We start from the raw sequence: 18,013 nt of genomic DNA on the forward strand, positions 1-18,013 counted from the left end.
TACCTGATGTCTTGGATCTCGGGCCTGATTATCTTATCGAATCAAATACTGCTTTATGCAACGGAGACAGCGCTGTATTGAATACCGATTTAAATCCTCAGATATATACTTTCCAATGGTATAAAAATGATCTGCTCATTTCAGGAGCCAACCAGCCTTCATTAACAGTATCAACACCCGGGATTTACAGATTAGATGCCCGTTATGGTTCTGCATGTATTATTTCTGATGAAGTAACAATAGAAATGTATCCGAGTATATATTCCGGTGCCGATATACCAACCCTCGAAACTTGTGTTTTTGGTACAACTGTAACACCTTTAGACATTACCATAAACAAACAGTTTATTGAATCACAACTCCTTATTGATGTGGATCAGACTGAACTATATTTTTATGAATCGGAAAATGATGCGATTGATGGGTTGACCCTATTACGGATATAACCAATTATACGCCTGCTCAATTGCCACAAAATATATATGTAAGTTTGTTAAATAAAACAACCGGCTGTGTCGAACTAATTACTTTTATGATCATTAGTAAGACAACAGATTTTGTAAAAGGACCTGAAAGTATTAAACTCTGTGTGTATGATGGACTTGTGGATCGAACAGATCTGACAATTATTGAATCTGAACTTCGGGCACAAACAGAATCAGATATTCATATCTCTTATTACATATCAGAACAGCAGGCTCAAACTCAAAGTAATTCTATAGATAATCCAAAAGAGTTTTATCCAATGGCATTGCCGGTTACTATTTATGTGTTGATTATTGATGAAACTACAGGCTGTAAAACAATTACAAGTTTTCAATTAATCGAATCAGAAGTAGTGCTGCCTGTTTCTTTTGGCGATGTTGTAATCTGTACACAATATATTTTACCAGCTTTACCGGAAAATCAATTTTATAGTACGGAAGAATACGGAAAAGGAACCGTTTTAAGTACAGGAAGTATTTTGAAATATGGTACACACTTATATTATATCAATTCTGTAAACAATGAGGGATGTATTGCCAGTACAGAACAAAGAGTTGAGGTGATCAATTGCTCTGTACAGAAAGGGATTTCTCCTAACGGAGATGGACTAAATGATGCTTTTGATCTGACAAATTACCATCCTTTGGAGGTAAGTATTTATAACAGATACGGTAAACAGGTATACCATCATGCTAACGGATATAACAATCAATGGACAGGACAGGATTCTGCCGGGAAATCATTACCTGATGGTACTTACTACTATCGTATAGTTACAGTAAGTGAAGAATTAACGGGTTATGTATATTTGTTACGGGAAGTAAAATAATTATAAAGCAGATCTTCATACTACTTTATTGATCTGTATCTTATATCTGTTTTAAAAAGAAAAGCCGGAGTTACACTCCGGCTTTTTTATAAATAATAATCTTGATTATTATTTAGTAGCTTTTACGCTTAATTTGATCGTGATTTCATCTTTGATTACTTTATCACCAGCAAGGTCTTTTACAACAGATCCTGAGTTAAAGTTCACACCCCATTTTGTTCTGTCGATGTTGAATGCGTCTGATACAACAGTTACATCATTATCCGTAACAGTGATTGTTGCAGGAAATTTAATTGAATGACTAACTTCTTTCAATGTTAGATTCCCTTCAACCATTTGTTTTCCGTTTTCTTCTGTTACATTAGTAATTTCAAAAGTTCCGTTTGGATATTTTTTAGTATTGAAGAAGTGGTCTGCATTCTCATCAGTAGCACCTTTTAAGTGACCTTCTAATCCTGCTTTCTCTTCAGCGTCAGTTAAATCTGTAACATTGATAGAGTTCATATCAATAACAAATTTACCATTTGTTACTTTTCCGTCTTTTACAAACACTTCACCTTCTTTAAGGTTGATTGTTCCCATGTGTTTACCACCAGATACTTTACCACCTTCCCATTCGATTTTAGAATCTGCTGCCTGTGCAGTGTATTTTACTGCTTCAGTAGATGGAGTTGTTGTTTCAACTGCATCACCAGTTTCTACAGAACTTTCTTTTTTACAAGCAGTTAAAGATAATGCTGCAATAGCAAATACAGCTAATACATTTTTTTTCATAATTATATTACATTTTTTATTTAATGCAAATTTATAACAAAAACCAGTACATATTTCTAATTACTGTTAAAATTTAAATTTCTTAATCTATGTTAATTAAGTGACATCTTGACAGAACAGCATTAAATGGCAATGAATTTGTTATAACGTGTGTAATTATAATTATGTACTGAAAATTATGGCAACTGAAAATAATGAAAACATCCAGGATGTTAATGATAAAGAAATGGATATCAATCCGGTAGAGGCACAGGAGCAAAATACTGAGGCTGTTGAAGAAAATAGTTTTGAAGCGGAATTAGAAAAAGAAAAGGATAAATTTTTGAGACTTTTTGCTGAATTTGAAAATTTCCGAAGACGTACTGCTAAAGAAAGATTAGAGTTAATGTCTACTGCCAGTGAAGGTGTTATCACCTCTTTATTACCGGTCTTAGATGATTTTGATCGTGCGTTGGAACAAATAGAAGCCAGAGACCTGGAAACGGATCTTAAAGGTTTTTCTCTGATTTCAAGTAAGCTGCGTGACACATTGTCTTCAAAAGGTCTTATGTTAGTGGATATTGCTAAAGGAGATGTATTCAATGCTGATTTGGCTGAAGCGGTAACTCAGGTTCCTGCGGGTGATGAAATGAAAGGAAAAATAGTAGATATTATTGAAAAAGGTTACAAATTGGGTGATAAAATTATCCGTTTCCCTAAGGTAGTTATCGGACAATAATATATAAGGTACTTACTTACAACGATGAAAAAAGATTATTACGAAATATTAGGAATTGATAAAGGAGCTGATGCTGCTGCTATAAAGAAAGCTTACAGAAAAAAAGCAATCGAATTCCATCCGGATAAAAATCCAGGAAATAAAGAAGCAGAAGAAAACTTTAAGCTGGCTGCTGAGGCATATGAAATATTGAGTGATCCTGACAAAAAGGCCAAATATGATCAGTATGGTCATGCCGCATTTGATGGTGCCGGTGGTTTTGGCGGAGGTGGTTTCAATAATATGGAAGACATCTTCAGTCAGTTTGGAGACATTTTCGGTGGCGGAGGTTTTGGTGGTTTTGGCGGCTTCGGCGGTGGCGGAGGTGTTCGCAGAGTCAAAGGAACTAATTTGCGTATCAAAGTAAAACTTACCATTGAAGACATTGCCAAAGGAGTTGAGAAAAAAGTCAAAGTAAAAAGAAAGGTACAGGCTGCAGGAGTTACCTATAAAAGTTGTACTACCTGTAATGGTACGGGTCAGGTAACTAAGATTGCCAATACTATTTTAGGTAGAATGCAGACATCTTCTCCATGTCCGACATGTGGTGGTGCAGGACAGATGATTGATTCAAGACCGGCAGGCGCTGACAGTGACGGGATGGTTTTTGCAGAAGAAACCGTTTCGATCAAAATTCCGGCTGGAGTAACAGAAGGTATTCAGTTAAAAGTTTCCGGTAAAGGTAATGATGCTCCTGGTGCTAATAGCATTCCCGGAGATCTGATTGTGGTGATTGAAGAAATTGAACATGATACATTAAAAAGAGAAGGAGAAAACATCCATTTCGATTTATACATAAGTTTCTCAGAAGCTGCTTTAGGCGGTTCGAAAGAAATTGATACTGTAAATGGAAAAGTACGCATCAATCTCGAAGAAGGTATACAGTCTGGTAAAATTTTAAGATTAAAAGGAAAAGGTTTACCAAGCATAAATGGTTATGGAACGGGAGATTTTCTCATACATGTAAACGTCTGGACACCTAAAAAATTAACAAAAGAACAAAAAGAATTTTTCGAAAAAATGAAGGATGAGGAAAATTTTAAACCAAATCCACAGAAAAATGATAAATCTTTTTTGAAAAAGTAAAAGAAATGTTTTCTTAATTAAAAAATAATTTATAATTTTGAAACACACTTATAAAACGGTGGATTTTCTTTTTCATAGCAATTTTTTCCATCCCTGTGTAAACAGGGATGGGTTTTTTTATGAAATACCGTTATTTAGCAATTAATAACAAGACATTATTATTACATTTACAAAAAATATACTTTTCATGGAAAACATTCTTGAAGTACATAATGTAACAAAGAAATACAGCGAAAAAGTAGCTTTAAACGGAGTTTCTTTAAATATAGCTAAAGGAAGTATCTTTGGTCTTTTAGGACCAAACGGCGCCGGAAAAACTTCTCTGATTCGCATCATCAATCAAATTACTTACCCGGACAGCGGACAGGTTTTGTTAGATGGAGAAAAATTATCTCCGCATCATGTAAGACACATCGGATATATGCCGGAAGAGCGCGGATTGTATAAAACCATGAAGGTAGGTGAGCAGGCTATGTACCTTGCTCAGCTGAAAGGTTTGAGCAAAGCGGAAGCAAAAAAGCAATTGCAGTATTGGTTCGATAAACTCGAAATAAGTGATTGGTGGAATAAAAAAATACAGGAATTATCAAAAGGAATGGCACAAAAAATTCAATTTGTCGTTACTGTATTACATCAACCAAAACTACTCATATTTGATGAGCCGTTTTCCGGTTTTGATCCTGTAAACGCCAATATTATCAAAGATGAAATCCTGGAGTTAAAGCAAAAAGGAAGCACTATAATCTTTTCTACCCATCGTATGGAAAGTGTGGAAGAATTATGTGATGAAATTGCATTAATTCATAAGTCCAATAAACTGCTCGATGGAAAATTACTCGATGTAAAGAGAGCTTATCGTAGCAACACCTATCAGGTTGGGATAAAAACATCACAGCCAGATCTTTTACAAGCATCATTACGTGATTTTGACTATAAACAAACGAGTTTTAAGAGTCTTGACAATGAAGTACAGCTCAATGTGTCTTTAGGAAATTTCTCTACAAATGAACTTATGCAGCGTTTGGTACAGCATGGTGAAATCACACATTTTGTAGAACACATTCCGAGTGTAAATGATATTTTTATTCAAACAGTAAGTGAAAAATAATGGGAGTACTATCATTGATTATTAAAAGGGAATTTATTGCGAAAGTGCGCAACAAATCTTTTATTGTAATGACTTTTGTGAGTCCGCTTATATTTGTCGGTATTGCCGTTCTTATCGGTTATTTAGGCAGCATACGTTCAGAAGTCAAAAATATAGGTGTTCATGATGAAAGTGGGCTCTTTGTAAAAGAATTCAAAAGTAATAAAGAATATAAATACTATGATGTTTCTTTGGTTCCAAAGGAAATTCTTACAGACAGTATTTCCCGTAAGGCTTATGAAGGTGTGTTGTATATTCCTAAATATGACAGTATCGGAAAATACGAAAACGGCATACAGTATATTTCTGAAGATAGTCCGAGTTTAGGTTTCGTTTCACAGGTAGAAAATACCATGAACCGTAAACTGACCAAATACAATCTGAGCAATCAGGGGTTTGATACCCTGGTTATTGATAAAGCTAAAACGAATGTTACGATCAATCTGGTAAAATCGAGTGGTGAAGAGACTGTTAAAGGACTCAATGAAATAAAAATTGCCATAGGAACCGTTTTTGGATATCTGATCATGATGTTTATCATCATCTATGGAAATCTTGTGATGCGTAGCGTAATAGAAGAAAAAACAAATCGAATTATAGAGATTATCGTTTCTTCTGTAAAACCGTTTCAATTAATGTTGGGCAAAATCATAGGCACCACATTTGCCGGAATTCTCCAATTTGCAATTTGGGCAATTGTTGGCGGAATATTGATATTTGTGGTAAACAGTATGTTTGGTTTGAGTACTACAGCTACCAATACAGAATTGGCAGCCCTCAATTCAGGTGAGCTTTTGGATAAAGTACAGATGTATTATAAAGAAATAATGATGTTGCCATTAGGAAGCCTGTTTTTTTACTTCATCTTTTATTTTATCGGAGGCTATTTTCTTTACAGCTCATTATATGCTGCTATCGGGGCTGCTGTTGACAATGAAACAGATTCTCAGCAATTTTTATTTCCGGTCATCATGCCGCTGATGCTTGGCGTTTATGTGGGATTTTTCGCAGTAATGAATGAACCACACGGAACAGTAGCAACTGTTTTCTCAATGATACCACTCACTTCACCAATAGTAATGCTGATGAGAATACCGTTTGGCGTGCCTACCTCACAAATTATCATTTCGTTAGTTATATTATTTGTTACCTTTATTGGCATAGTATGGGTAGCAGCAAAAATATACCGTGTAGGAATTTTAATGTATGGTAAGAAACCTACATGGAAAGAATTATTAAAATGGTTAAAATATTAAATAAGAATGTCGAGAATATTAATAATAGAAGATGAAGCAGCCATCAGAAGAGTTTTATCTAAAATTCTCTCTGAAGAAAGCGATTCTTATGTAGTAGATGAAGCGGAGAATGGAGAAGAAGGAATCGAAAAAATTAAAAGTGAAGAATATGATCTCATTATCTGTGATATCAAAATGCCAAGAAAAGATGGTGAAGAAGTAATACAGGAAGCCAAAAAAATAAAACCGGAAATTCCTTTTATCATGATATCAGGTCATGGTGATCTGGAAACAGCTGTCAACACCATGCGGTTAGGGGCTTTCGATTATATATCTAAACCGCCGGATTTGAATCGTTTACTGACAACAGTGAGAAATGCACTCGATAAAAAATCACTTGTGGTAGAAAACAAAAGGCTTAAGAAAAAAGTCGGAAAAAATTATCAGATGATTGGAGAAAGTGAACCTATTCAGCATATCAAACAAATGATTGATAAAGTTGCTGAAACCGATGCCCGTGTGTTGATTACAGGTCCGAATGGAACCGGAAAAGAACTGGTGGCGCATAATTTACATGAAAAAAGTAACAGGTCTGCTTACCCTCTGATTGAAGTAAACTGTGCGGCTATCCCTTCAGAACTCATTGAAAGCGAATTATTCGGACACGTGCGCGGTGCTTTTACCTCTGCTGTAAAAGATCGTGCAGGAAAATTCGAAGCTGCTGACAAAGGAACTATTTTTCTGGATGAAATAGGGGATATGAGTCTTTCTGCCCAAGCAAAAGTATTACGCGCCTTACAGGAAAATATCATTACCCGGGTTGGAGCGGATAAAGATATAAAGATTGATGTGCGGGTTATAGCTGCTACAAATAAAGATTTGCGAAAAGAAATTGAAGAAGGTCGTTTCAGAGAAGATCTTTACCATCGCTTGGCTGTAATTCTGATCAATGTACCTTCACTAAATGACAGACGCAGTGACATTCCTATGCTTATTGAACATTTTATTCAAAAAATTGCAACAGAAAACGGTAATACCCCTAAGCGTATTTCTGCTGATGCTTTAGAATTGCTTCAGGAATACAACTGGACAGGGAACATCCGGGAACTGAGAAATGTAGTAGAGAGACTGATAATTTTAGGAGGACAGGAGATTACTAAATCTGATGTCCAAATGTTTGCATCAAAATAATATGAAGTTAAAAAAGATAAACGAAAATTTAAAAGAAGGATTAATCAGCAGCCAATTACTGGAGCCTACACCTTTATTAAAAGCCTGTTTCGGAACTATTAAAAGTGGAAATGATGTTGTAATCGTTTCAGAAGACGTTGCTGAGAGAGAAGATATTATTGTTATTACAACGATACAACGATTAGAAAAAGCCGTTTTAGAATCTCCGAGAGCATTGATAATGGTTAAAGATAAGCCTGAAGTACTGTCGCTATTAGATAAATTCAGAGCATACGGAAAATATACCGATTTGCGTTTCTATGGAGTACATGAAAAAACCAATTTAGACGAAGATAAAAACATGATTTCTCTGGGGCTTGATGTATTGATCGGTACCCCTGAGCGCCTGAATCTGATGTTTGGCTCTGCAGGATTTGACATTAATCAGTTAAAAATGTTTGTGATTAATGATGTAGATCAGTTACTGCGTTTACGGCTTGAACCAAAATTATACCGCTTGTCTGAAAGCATTGGAAAAACGCAAAGGCTTTATGTATCCGGTGATTATTATGAACGTCTCGATGCTTTCGTGGATAAAACCATGCTCGATTCATTCTGGTTTGATAAGGAAGAAGAAACAGAAGAAGATATTTGAAAATAAAAAAAGATTAGCTTTAGCTAATCTTTTTTTATATCCTCTTCTCAAGAAGCAATAAACATGAAAGGATTTCTTGCTCATTGTGTGATGTTGTTACCAAATCAATTAATTGTTGGGTATCTTTTTTATCCAAAGCAAGAGTTCTTTTTTTTTCAACTTCATTGACCTCTCTGTCTGATACTTTTTTGTAATGATTCAGAAGCTTATATAATTCTACTGTACTTATTTTCTCATCCTTTTTAAAGTCAAAGAATAGTTTGTTCTTTAAGAAATCCAGATCATTTTCAACACTTATAATTTTCTCAACATTGATAGATTCTGAAGGAAAGTCATCTGTATGCGTTTTTATGATGGAATCCGGCGTTTTGTTTTTTTTGCCGAAAAGCTGGCGAATCAAGGTAAACATAAACTAAGAAATAAGTTCTTGATATTGCCGCATAAAATTGCTATTGCTGTTTCTTTCATCAAATTGCTGCGCAATATTTTTTGCAAGTGGCATATAATGGGCGAGCAATTCTTCTTTTGTAAACTGATTCTTATGAGACTGGTACAAGCTGTGCTGTTCCGGAAGATCAACCACAAATATCAGCCCGTCTTCAAGCAGCTGTAAAGCTTCAATCAGATACATTGAAAAAGAAAACAGTAGTCTGTTCTGAGGACCGTCAGCCAAAGGAAGATATTTTTCAATCCATTTATGAGCTTCTTGCGGATATTTTGCAGCCATATAAACGCTTAGTTTGATTGCTGATAACAAAACGGATGTGTCGTTGGCCAGTTTGGCAATTTCATCCTGACATTTCGGATACAGAGAGGCAGCAACTTCTTCTCTGTTATTCTTATAAGCGGCATAGCACAGGTTAACCAGGGTACGCATTGGTACATGCAGACAGGTATATTGTTTGTCGAGCAATGGCAATGCTTTTTTATAGGCTTCATCAAACCCTCTTGTATATAAGAAAGCAGTTACTTCAGCATCCATCTCACAAGCTTCACAATCACTCATTCCATCACGTGGAACCTTGTTTACTTCTTGCATTGCATGATCTAATGCTGTTATGTTTTTCTGCACAATACAATCATTAAATAACTCGTTGTAATAAGCTCTGATGCCATACCCGTTTCTCTGAAGGCGCATTTTAAAGTCTTCCAATGCATTTTCTATCTGTTCTCTGCTTACTTTAGGATTGTCATATAATTCCGACATCATCCATTTGTATTGCCATAAGAAATCATTTTCGTCAAAAACATCCGGATGTTGTTCGTAGGCTTGCAATAACCAGGCAAAAGCAGGGATTGATTCGTTTGAAAATGCCAAATCGCGTTCCGTATCAATAAGAATCAGACGCAAGTCATATCCCCATTCAATATCTTCATTTTCGTCTGCAATTGCAATAGCCTTTTTCAATAATTTTACTTTTTCGGCAGGAATATTTAATCGGTTGATTTCATTTAATATTTTCTGTATTTTCAGCGTGTACATACTTCTTGTTATTATAAATTTACAAAATTGGTGAGTCCCATCACCATCAGATTATTAAGAGCTTCATTAAATAAGGCCATTTCTTTTTCACTTACGGTATATTTTCCCATAATGATAGCTTGCACATACAAAACCTCAATAACGGATTGAAATAAGAAATCATCGTTAATAGAAGTAATGTTTTTTACCAGTTGATTGTCAATGTTAAGACAAAAAGTCGCCTTTTTAGAAGCTGTATTTCCAAAAGAAGAAAGAGCTCCTGCAAACGGATTCGACGATTGCTTTACTTGCCGTATAGTAGCGGTATGACTGTTTTCTTCCGGACGTGTATAGATGGCTGTTGTGTCTGTAGGTTTAAAGTGTTTTAACTGGCATTCACAATTAAAATCTTTTAAAGTTTCTTCTACTCTGTTTAGAAAGGAAAGATGTTTTATTTCTTCTTCAACATCCAGTGAAATAAAAGAATTCAACAGTCTTGAAGGCGTCATTTCCTCCAGTTTCAATTGTGGTCGCATACGGGCTATTTTTTTTAACAGCTCTTCGTCAAATGTATAAGAAGCATTGATAAGCAAAGTCCCCTGAGATTGGGCAATGCGTTGCAACTGTTTAAAATCTTCATAATCGGATGCATAATACAGCGTTTGGGTTTCATCCGTCAGATGCTTAAAACTTCTGAACCCTTTGTTGGTTTCAAAAGGAAGATCATCAGCCAGCAATTCCAGAAATTCCGCATCTTCAATAGCAATAGCTTTCAGATGTAGAAAATGAATCTGAATTATTTTGAAATAGATTGCCTGATCTACTTTCCGGATGCTTTTTAGATACTCTTTTAGTACTTGTCCGATTTCTTTTCGTGTAGCGCGCAACTCATCATTCTGCATAAAAGATTCTCTCGATGCAGTAGCACTGAGTTCATTACTGTTCATCAGTATCCTTACAAAAAATGCCCAGGGAGGCAACAGACTGTTATCCGTATCAGATAAGAACATTCTTTTGAGGTAAAGACGATGATTTTGCTTGGCAGAAAATTGCGTTTTATAAGGCAGTATATACATTACACCCTGACACTTTCCGGCTTCAGTCTCAAAAGGAACAGCATCTAAAAAAGGAACATTAAACAACTCTCTTCCGGATTGCAGCAAAGCTTCTTTATCACTGCCTTTCTGTAACCACTGTGGCTGCTCTTCATTGAGTATGGTCTGTTTGCTTTCATGTAAGATGACAATTTTTTCAGAAAGAGCATCTCCGTAATATTTTATCTGAGGAATAAAATGAGCATAACTGAATAAATGCGCATATTTGTCTTTAGGAGTAAGATATACTTTCGTACCAATAGGCATGGACGAGGTCAATGCCTCAATTTCATAATTTCCATCACTGAACGCTGTCCAGCGAAATCCTTTATCATCATAAGCAGACCGTGTTTCAATAATTATTTTTTCACTGACTACAAAACAGGAAAGCATTCCTATTCCGAATTTACCTATAAAGTCACGGGCATCATCGGCATCTTTTCTTTTAGAACTTTCACCGATAACAGAGAGAAACTGGTGAATTTCACTTTCTTTGAGTCCGATACAGGGTGATGTTCATATCAAATTCTTTAGCCGTTTGTTTGATAAAGTTGACACAGCAAAATCAGTATCAACCGATGTAATTTCTTCTGAACCTCTGGAAGCAAATTCATAACTGATGTTTCCAGTTCCTGAAAATAGGTCAAGAATAGTCAATTCTGAAAAGTTGAAATGGTGGTTTAATATATTGAATAAAGATTCTTTACTCAAATCTGTTGTTGGACGTACAGGTAGTTTTTTGGGTGCAGTAATTCTGCGGCCTTTATATTTTCCGGAAATTATTCTCATGAGTTTAATAAAATAAAGTGTTTTTTGAGCTCATCTTCTGTAATGTTAAAGACACTCGCCTGTGTTTTATGATCGTATACAACAATATTTTTTATATAGGTATATGCCAAAGTGAATAATTCTGATCCGCTATCAATTTGTCCGAAAAGATGTAAAGTATGCTGATGAGTGTCGAGCTTAAGCTGTTCAAAAACAAACAGAATATAGTATATAAAATCCTGTGCAGTTTGGTATTCAAAACTATTAAAAAAGATAAACTCGTTTCCTTTCATCACAATTACTTCAAAATGATGTTCTGAAATACAACTGTAAACAGAAGAAACTCCTGAAGGGAAATCGGTTTGTAAAATATATTCTAGGAAGGCTGTGTTTACATTTTTGAAAGTAAAACCTCCGAATTGGTCAATAAAAAATTATTGAATTGTACATAAGGAATGTAAATATTCTGTAATTGATGAGAAGAAATTTCATCATAATCAAAATAATCTGTAGGAAATATCTTTACGTTATATTGTAAATAACTCCCCAGATTATCTGCGTCAAATAAAGCACTTGGGACAAATGTATTTAGGGAATTGTCATGCAAAACCAATATATCATCGTAAGAAACCTGTAGGAGCTCATTTTTTGCTGAAAATAACTTCTAACTGGTTTTCCAGGGGTGCCAGTTGATTGAGACTGATACTTTTTAAATGAGAGATTTCATTGTTTAATTTATTCTTGATTCCAAATGAAAATTCATTTAAAGAAACTTTAATGATCAATCGATTATATAGCTGGGTATTCATGCCTAAACAATTTCAGCAAATGTACGCTTTTATTGATTAACATTAAAAAGACACATTTCTTATTTATGATAAAAGCCGGCATTAAACCGGCTTTCAGATAAGTAAATCAATCGAATAATTATTTGATGATTAGTTTTTTAGAAAAAGATTTTCCGTTTACATTGAATTTCAGAAGGTAGATACCTGCCTGTACCTCTGATACATTGATGGTATTTTGTCCTTCTTCCAGACTAACTGAATTTCTTATTTTTTTACCTAAGATATTATAAATTTCAAAAGTAGTAGCTTCAGATAAACCGACATTTATAGTAAAGATTTTATCAATTGTTGGATTTGGATATACAGAAATGTTATTGTTGAATTCATTTTCACTTACAGCTGCACTTCTGTCACCAATACCCACTGCCCACCATGCTTCGCCTACTTGTTTTAATTCATTTGAATTAGCGCCGTATAAATCAGCAGCAGCAATTCTTGATGCATTATAAGCATCGATATATTGTGCGTTTGGAGTCAGCATATTAAGGGTTCTGTAAGCAATTTTTTCTGCTTTTTGTATGCTAATACCAGTTACATTATATTGATTATTAATATCATTGGTTCCTGAACCACCTACGCTAAGTAAATAGAACCAGTGATTTCCTACACCACTATTGATATGCACACCACCATCATCTACCGGTGAGGTTGTTGATGCCCAGTATGTTCCCTTATAGGTGTCTGGCTGTTGCAGCCCATACATTGCACTTCCTGATTTTGGAGCAGACATACTTCTCATATACCCTGGAGATGGTGTAAACACATCTTCACCTACAGTCCAGTTTGGCGATAAATTGGTGTAAAATTCAATAGCTGTTCCAAATATATCAGCAAAACTTTCATTTAATGCACCTGATTCACCCTGATAGGTCAAATCTCCATTATCACTTCTTGAAATTACTAAGTGAGAATATTCATGTCCGGCAACATCTAATCCTACTACCGGAGTCATAAAACCAGCTTCACCGCTTCCATAAACCATTCCTACAATAAAGTCCGGCTGATCGATTGCTCCTGCATTAGAATCTGTACCCATAATTGCTCCTGCATTATAGTAATTTCTTACGATAGCACCATTACCGTCAAAACTGTTTCTGTTGTGTATGTTTTTATAATAATCATACGTTTTACCCATTCCCCAATGAACCTCTACAGCCGGTCTTGCGGAAACTGAGTTAAAAGTAGTTGAAGAACTCGTGTATTCTGAAGTTCCTGTAAAGACTCCATTGTTTATTCCGTTAATGTTTGTTCCGTTTAAGGTATGAATGTTACGTCCGGTATCCTTTAATCGGTATTGTCCGTTGTAACTGTCAACTGTAATCGGCTGTGTATTTCTGTAATATGTAGTTCCTGTTCCCTGTACATCTGCGTGTTTGATTTTACTATATTCATTAATGACAGCACCAGACTGCGCGTCAATATATAATACCATACTTTTAAGTGGAAAGGCAGAAGAAAGGGTTATTTTTTTTATGAAAACCAATTGCGCATTTCCTTCTACAGGTATTTTTGCAATGACATTTTCTACAGCATTGATGGTAGCATTTTCAATACCAAAATGTCTTACTGAAGCTGCAATGGCATCTTCATCAGTAACAGAGGCAGTTGTATTTAATTCTTTAAATTGACTGATTTGTCCGTTTACTACCTGAACGATATTATTTTTTGAATGTACCAGAATGAATTCTCCATCTATTTTATGACCATCAAAAAGATGCTGATAGCTTTGATGATTAATACCTAATGCATCTGTATACTCTTTAACGAGTTCAAAAGTATGCTTAGCATCTAATGAAAACCATTCGTTGAAACTTCCTGTTAATTCGGTGGTAGGAATGGAATAGTTTTCTAACTCTGAGACAAAAGAACCGTATGTATTCAATACTACTACTTTAGGTAGTTTGTTGTCTGAAATTATCTGATGTGTACTGTTGAAATTTCCGGGTAATTTGTTTGCATATAAGGTGTTGGAAAATGTAAAAATCGAAGAAGTACCCAATAAAAATGACAGTACTTCTCTGTTAAATAAAATGTTGTTTCTCTCCATTTTTTCGTCTTTTAATTGAAAATGATTTCCCAAATTTAGAAAAAAGAAAGTTCAATTTGTTGTATTGAGATGTTTTAAGCATTAGTTTAACAGTACTACTCATAACTATTTTATTTAAGATTTAAATGAGTTTTTGATGTTTTTTATTTTGTATTATTTTTTCTATATTGATTTTAATTGTTAAAAAAATAATTCTTATTCAATATTTTAGGAGCCATTATAGACACATTGAGTTTCAGATCAAAATAAAAAAGAGTTTAATCTATTGTTTATGAGTGTTTTATTATTTTTTATCTTAAAAAGACTTACTGTTATTTTAAAGTTTTTAAAACTTCCACAAATCTTATTCTGATTTAAAAACATCTTATCTTTGATAACTTAATTTATTAAAAGAATTACATTGATGACTCCTTCAGAATTTTATCATTTGGTTAAAAGTAAATTCCCTTTTGAGACTACTTTGAAACAGGATATTTTCTTACAAAAGGTAGTCCAGTTTGTTACAAATGATCAGCAAGATGAAATATTTGTTTTAAAAGGATATGCAGGTACTGGTAAAACGACATTGATTTCTACTCTTATTAATCAGCTTCGTCACATCAATAAAAAATATGTAATGCTGGCACCAACCGGTAGAGCTGCTAAGGTTATTGCTAACTACTCCAGTCAACCGGCATATACCATACACAAGCGTATTTATTATCCTAAAAAAGATAAGAATACTGGAATGGCATTTACCATGCAAGCTAATAAATTTAAAAATACCATTTTTATCGTCGATGAAGCTTCCATGATTTCTGATGTGAGTACAGATACTAATATGTACACTAATGGTTCGTTATTGGATGATTTATTGTATTATGTCTATTCAGGACAAAATTGTAAATTGATTTTAGTAGGAGATACGGCACAGTTACCACCCGTGCATCAGGAAGTAAGTCCGGCGCTCAATACTGATACACTTTCTCTCAATTATCAGATGGAAGTTACTCATATTGAGTTGGATGAAGTAATGCGCCAGGAGTTAGATTCCGGTATCTTATATAATGCTACTGAGTTAAGAGAACTTTTAGATTCTTATTTTTTAGATACTTTTCAGTTTGATGTAAAACCATTTAATGATATCGTTCCTCTGCAGGATGGGTATGAGATACTGGACGCTATTCAGGATGCCTACAGTAACCATGGAGTAGAAGAAACGGTTTTCATAGTTCGTTCCAATAAAAGAGCCAACCAGTACAATCAGCAGATCCGCTATAAAAATATTAGATAAAGAAAGTGAAATATCAGTTGGTGATATGGTTATGGTTGTAAAGAATAATTATTTTTGGCTCAAAGACAACCAGACTGTTACCGACTTTATTGCAAATGGAGATATCATGGAAATTCTACAGATTTATAAAATAGTAGAATTATACGGGTTTAGATTTGCTTCGGTAAAAGTCCGTATGATCGATTATCCGGCACTTCAGCCATTTGATACGATTGTATTTCTGAGTACTTTAGAATCGGAATCTGCTTCTCTGTCTTACGACGAAACCAATAAATTGTATCAGGAAGTATTATTGGATTATGAAGATGAGCGAACAGCTTATAAAAAAATGCAAAAAGTAAAAGAAAATGAATATTTTAACGCTTTACAGATTAAATTTGCTTATGCGGTAACCTGTCATAAATCTCAGGGGGGACAGTGGAATACCGTATTTATAGAACAGCCATATTTACCAGATGGCATTTCCAAAGAATATATCCGATGGCTCTACACAGCAATGACACGTGCAAAAGAAAAATTATACCTTATTGGTTTTAAAGATAGTTTTTTTCAGGAATAATATATAGAAACATGAAAGTAATAGCAGTAATACCGGCACGATACGCATCTACGCGTTTTCTGCTAAACTGATGCAGGATCTTGGTGGTAAAACAGTAATTTTAAGAACCTACGAGGCAGCTCTTGGCACACAATTATTTGATGATGTTTTTGTTGTCACAGATTCTGATCTTATTTTTAATGAGATCGTAAACAATGGAGGTAAAGCTGTAATGAGCATTAAAGAACATGAAAGCGGAAGTGATCGTATTGCTGAAGCCATAGAAAATATTACATGTGATATTGTGATTAATGTTCAGGGCGATGAGCCTTTTATAAACAAGAGTAATATAGAAAGTCTTATTAATATCTTTAATGAAGATAGAAACCATACTGTAGACTTAGCCTCTTTAATGTTTGAAATTTCAGATCAGGCCGCAATAGAAAATCCGAATAATGTAAAAGTAGTCGTAGATCAAAATAATTTTGCACTTTATTTTTCGCGTTCAGTGATACCGTATCCGAGGGATATCAATGTTGGTGTTCGTTATTTTCAACATGTAGGGGTGTATGCTTATCGAAAACAGGCACTTATTGATTTTTCAAATCTGCCGATGAAAACACTTGAAGCTTCAGAAAAAACTGGAACAGCTGCGATACCTTGAATTTGGAAAACGAATCAAAATGGCGGAAACAAATCATACGAGCATAGGAATAGATACGCGTGAAGATTTGGAACAGGCCAGGCTATTATTAAAACAAAAAGGTTCGATATAAATCGAACCTTTTTGGTATTTAATAACGGGTTTTGAGCGCTATGTTCCCGAGATTTTTTATTTCATCCTGACTGGTAAATATTGCTTTACCGTTTTTATTGATTACTTCCCATGCAATAGTACTTGTAATATCATCTATCACACCTGTTTCAGAGGCATTTTCTGCGAGATCAAAGGTGCGTTCATCTTTCATTTTTACAGGTTGTGTGAAATTTTGATGGACAATAAGTAAGTCTGCATTTCCATCAAGAGCAGCCTGATAAATTTCCTGAAGATCCGTCAGAACTTCACCTTTTGAAACCGCCTGATTCATTTTTTCAATAAGTTCACTGCGTTCTTTTTTCTGTAAGTCGGTAACAATCTCCCACGCTCCATGACTCAGGTCTTTCTTTGTAAAACTGTTGAAATTCAGGGAAAAATGTCCGGAGTATAAATTAGGCCGGTCGGCAACCAATTTTAAAGTATTGAAATTATCATGTGTGGTCGCAACAACACATCTGAGATTAGAAGATCCAATTTCAGCAATAACGGCTTTATCAACAATATTAAAAAACTCCTTTACAAGATGTTCATTACTGTTCGCTTTTTTGTTTAAATGGATAAGGTTGTACTTTTCTTCATTAAACGGGAAATCATCTGTTTCTATTTCTCGTATGAGTACATCATTATTCGCTAAATATAAATGCACATTCTTTTGTGTAAGAAACAGAATATAGTATTCTTCTTCACGATTATAGTTTTGATAAGAGAGCGTATGGCGAATGTCTCATCAATGAGTACCCCCTCATTCGTTACCGGCCAGTTTGATCGGATAATTTCAAGGGTATCATTGGAAATAAAAATATGAATACTTTCAATATTTTTATCGACTTCAAAACCACTTTTTACTTTCTCTAAGTTTGACAAAAGAGAAGCGATTTCTTTTTTGTTAAATTCAGATTCAAGTCTTTGTTCAGCTTCTTTTATATAGTTTTTTAATCGGATTTCATCCTGAAGATTATCAGGAATCGTTCTGTGTGTATTAAAAGAAATAGTTACACATGCTTTGTTTTTCTCCTTTGCTAATTTT

The 18,013-nt window shown here is 34.6% G+C and carries 15 protein-coding genes and 6 pseudogenes; 11 read left to right on the forward strand and 10 right to left on the reverse strand.

The genetic code is table 11. The annotated features are described in order from the left end of the window. Together QW060_RS24475 and QW060_RS24480 are read left to right on the forward strand one after the other, a co-directional pair. Window positions 1–446 (forward strand): immunoglobulin domain-containing protein (locus QW060_RS24475; RefSeq protein ID WP_290365338.1); only part of this gene is annotated, 446 nt, incomplete at its 5' end. A 20-nt stretch (window positions 447–466) separates the two neighbouring features. Then, window positions 467–1,315, forward strand: coding sequence for a gliding motility-associated C-terminal domain-containing protein (locus QW060_RS24480; RefSeq protein ID WP_290365339.1), 849 nt, complete (start codon window positions 467–469; stop codon window positions 1,313–1,315). 108 nt (window positions 1,316–1,423) lie between these two features. Here the strand turns inward: QW060_RS24480 and QW060_RS24485 are convergent, their stop codons facing one another. Beyond that, complete coding sequence (locus QW060_RS24485; RefSeq protein WP_290364762.1) at window positions 1,424–1,936, reverse strand: YceI family protein; 513 nt, start codon at window positions 1,934–1,936, stop codon at window positions 1,424–1,426. On the opposite strand from QW060_RS24485, the gene QW060_RS24490 reads away from it, so the two are divergent. The 7 genes and pseudogenes from QW060_RS24490 to QW060_RS24520 all read left to right on the forward strand — a co-directional run bounded on the left by QW060_RS24490 (window position 1,896) and on the right by QW060_RS24520 (window position 8,139). Further along, entirely contained in the window at window positions 1,896–2,126 is a 231-nt protein-coding gene (locus QW060_RS24490) for a hypothetical protein (RefSeq protein ID WP_290364803.1), read from the forward strand. The two genes, QW060_RS24485 and QW060_RS24490, sit on opposite strands and share 41 nt — an antisense overlap. Before the next feature lie 141 nt (window positions 2,127–2,267). Further along, complete coding sequence (locus tag QW060_RS24495; RefSeq protein ID WP_290364761.1) at window positions 2,268–2,807, forward strand: nucleotide exchange factor GrpE; 540 nt, start codon at window positions 2,268–2,270, stop codon at window positions 2,805–2,807. A gap of 24 nt (window positions 2,808–2,831) precedes the next feature. Next, window positions 2,832–3,949 (forward strand): annotated as a pseudogene (gene dnaJ / locus QW060_RS24500) (molecular chaperone DnaJ). Between the two features lie 170 nt (window positions 3,950–4,119). Further along, entirely contained in the window at window positions 4,120–5,040 is a 921-nt protein-coding gene (locus QW060_RS24505) for an ABC transporter ATP-binding protein (RefSeq protein ID WP_290363910.1), read from the forward strand. Next, window positions 5,040–6,335 (forward strand): ABC transporter permease, encoded by a 1,296-nt coding sequence (locus QW060_RS24510; RefSeq protein WP_290363909.1) that lies wholly within the window; start codon window positions 5,040–5,042, stop codon window positions 6,333–6,335. Before QW060_RS24505 ends, QW060_RS24510 begins: the two co-directional genes overlap by 1 nt. A gap of 6 nt (window positions 6,336–6,341) precedes the next feature. Continuing rightward, a complete protein-coding gene (locus QW060_RS24515) occupies window positions 6,342–7,505 on the forward strand; it encodes a sigma-54-dependent transcriptional regulator (RefSeq protein ID WP_290363908.1) in 1,164 nt (387 codons plus the stop codon). Between the two features lies 1 nt (window position 7,506). Continuing rightward, window positions 7,507–8,139, forward strand: coding sequence for a DEAD/DEAH box helicase (locus QW060_RS24520; protein WP_290363907.1), 633 nt, complete (start codon window positions 7,507–7,509; stop codon window positions 8,137–8,139). Between the two features lie 34 nt (window positions 8,140–8,173). Here the strand turns inward: QW060_RS24520 and QW060_RS24525 are convergent, their stop codons facing one another. The 7 genes and pseudogenes from QW060_RS24525 to QW060_RS24560 all read right to left on the reverse strand — a co-directional run bounded on the left by QW060_RS24525 (window position 8,174) and on the right by QW060_RS24560 (window position 14,358). Next, on the reverse strand, window positions 8,174–8,548 hold the full coding sequence (locus QW060_RS24525) for a hypothetical protein (protein WP_290363906.1): 375 nt from the start codon (window positions 8,546–8,548) through the stop codon (window positions 8,174–8,176). Window positions 8,549–8,551: 3 nt separating this feature from the next. After that, a complete protein-coding gene (locus QW060_RS24530; RefSeq protein WP_290363905.1) occupies window positions 8,552–9,622 on the reverse strand; it encodes a hypothetical protein in 1,071 nt (356 codons plus the stop codon). An 11-nt stretch (window positions 9,623–9,633) separates the two neighbouring features. Further along, window positions 9,634–11,199 carry an HSP90 family protein gene (locus tag QW060_RS24535; RefSeq protein ID WP_317623239.1) on the reverse strand — a complete coding sequence of 522 codons (1,566 nt, stop codon included), beginning with the start codon at window positions 11,197–11,199 and terminating at the stop codon, window positions 9,634–9,636. 7 nt (window positions 11,200–11,206) lie between these two features. Beyond that, a pseudogene (locus tag QW060_RS24540) lies at window positions 11,207–11,484 on the reverse strand (RsmD family RNA methyltransferase); the annotation flags it as partial. After that, window positions 11,481–12,076 (reverse strand): annotated as a pseudogene (locus QW060_RS24545) (DUF3822 family protein). The pseudogenes QW060_RS24545 and QW060_RS24540, both read right to left, overlap by 4 nt. 28 nt (window positions 12,077–12,104) lie before the next feature. Further along, a complete protein-coding gene (locus QW060_RS24555; protein ID WP_290365342.1) occupies window positions 12,105–12,272 on the reverse strand; it encodes a hypothetical protein in 168 nt (55 codons plus the stop codon). Between the two features lie 118 nt (window positions 12,273–12,390). Further along, window positions 12,391–14,358, reverse strand: coding sequence for a M4 family metallopeptidase (locus QW060_RS24560; RefSeq protein ID WP_290363101.1), 1,968 nt, complete (start codon window positions 14,356–14,358; stop codon window positions 12,391–12,393). Window positions 14,359–14,761: 403 nt separating this feature from the next. Here QW060_RS24560 and QW060_RS24565 point away from each other — a divergent pair. Then, a pseudogene (locus QW060_RS24565) lies at window positions 14,762–16,190 on the forward strand (ATP-dependent DNA helicase). Between the two features lie 11 nt (window positions 16,191–16,201). Next, a pseudogene (kdsB, locus tag QW060_RS24570) lies at window positions 16,202–16,945 on the forward strand (3-deoxy-manno-octulosonate cytidylyltransferase). 18 nt (window positions 16,946–16,963) lie between these two features. On the opposite strand, the gene QW060_RS24575 reads toward kdsB, so the two are convergent. Together QW060_RS24575 and QW060_RS24580 are read right to left on the reverse strand one after the other, a co-directional pair. Next, the gene (locus tag QW060_RS24575) at window positions 16,964–17,632 is read right to left on the reverse strand and encodes a baeRF3 domain-containing protein (RefSeq protein WP_290365343.1); all 669 of its coding nucleotides are present in this window, start codon (window positions 17,630–17,632) and stop codon (window positions 16,964–16,966) included. Further along, a pseudogene (locus QW060_RS24580) lies at window positions 17,617–18,013 on the reverse strand (hypothetical protein); the annotation flags it as partial. The pseudogene QW060_RS24580 and the gene QW060_RS24575, both read right to left, overlap by 16 nt.

The sequence above is a fragment of the Paenimyroides ceti genome, from assembly GCF_030409925.1.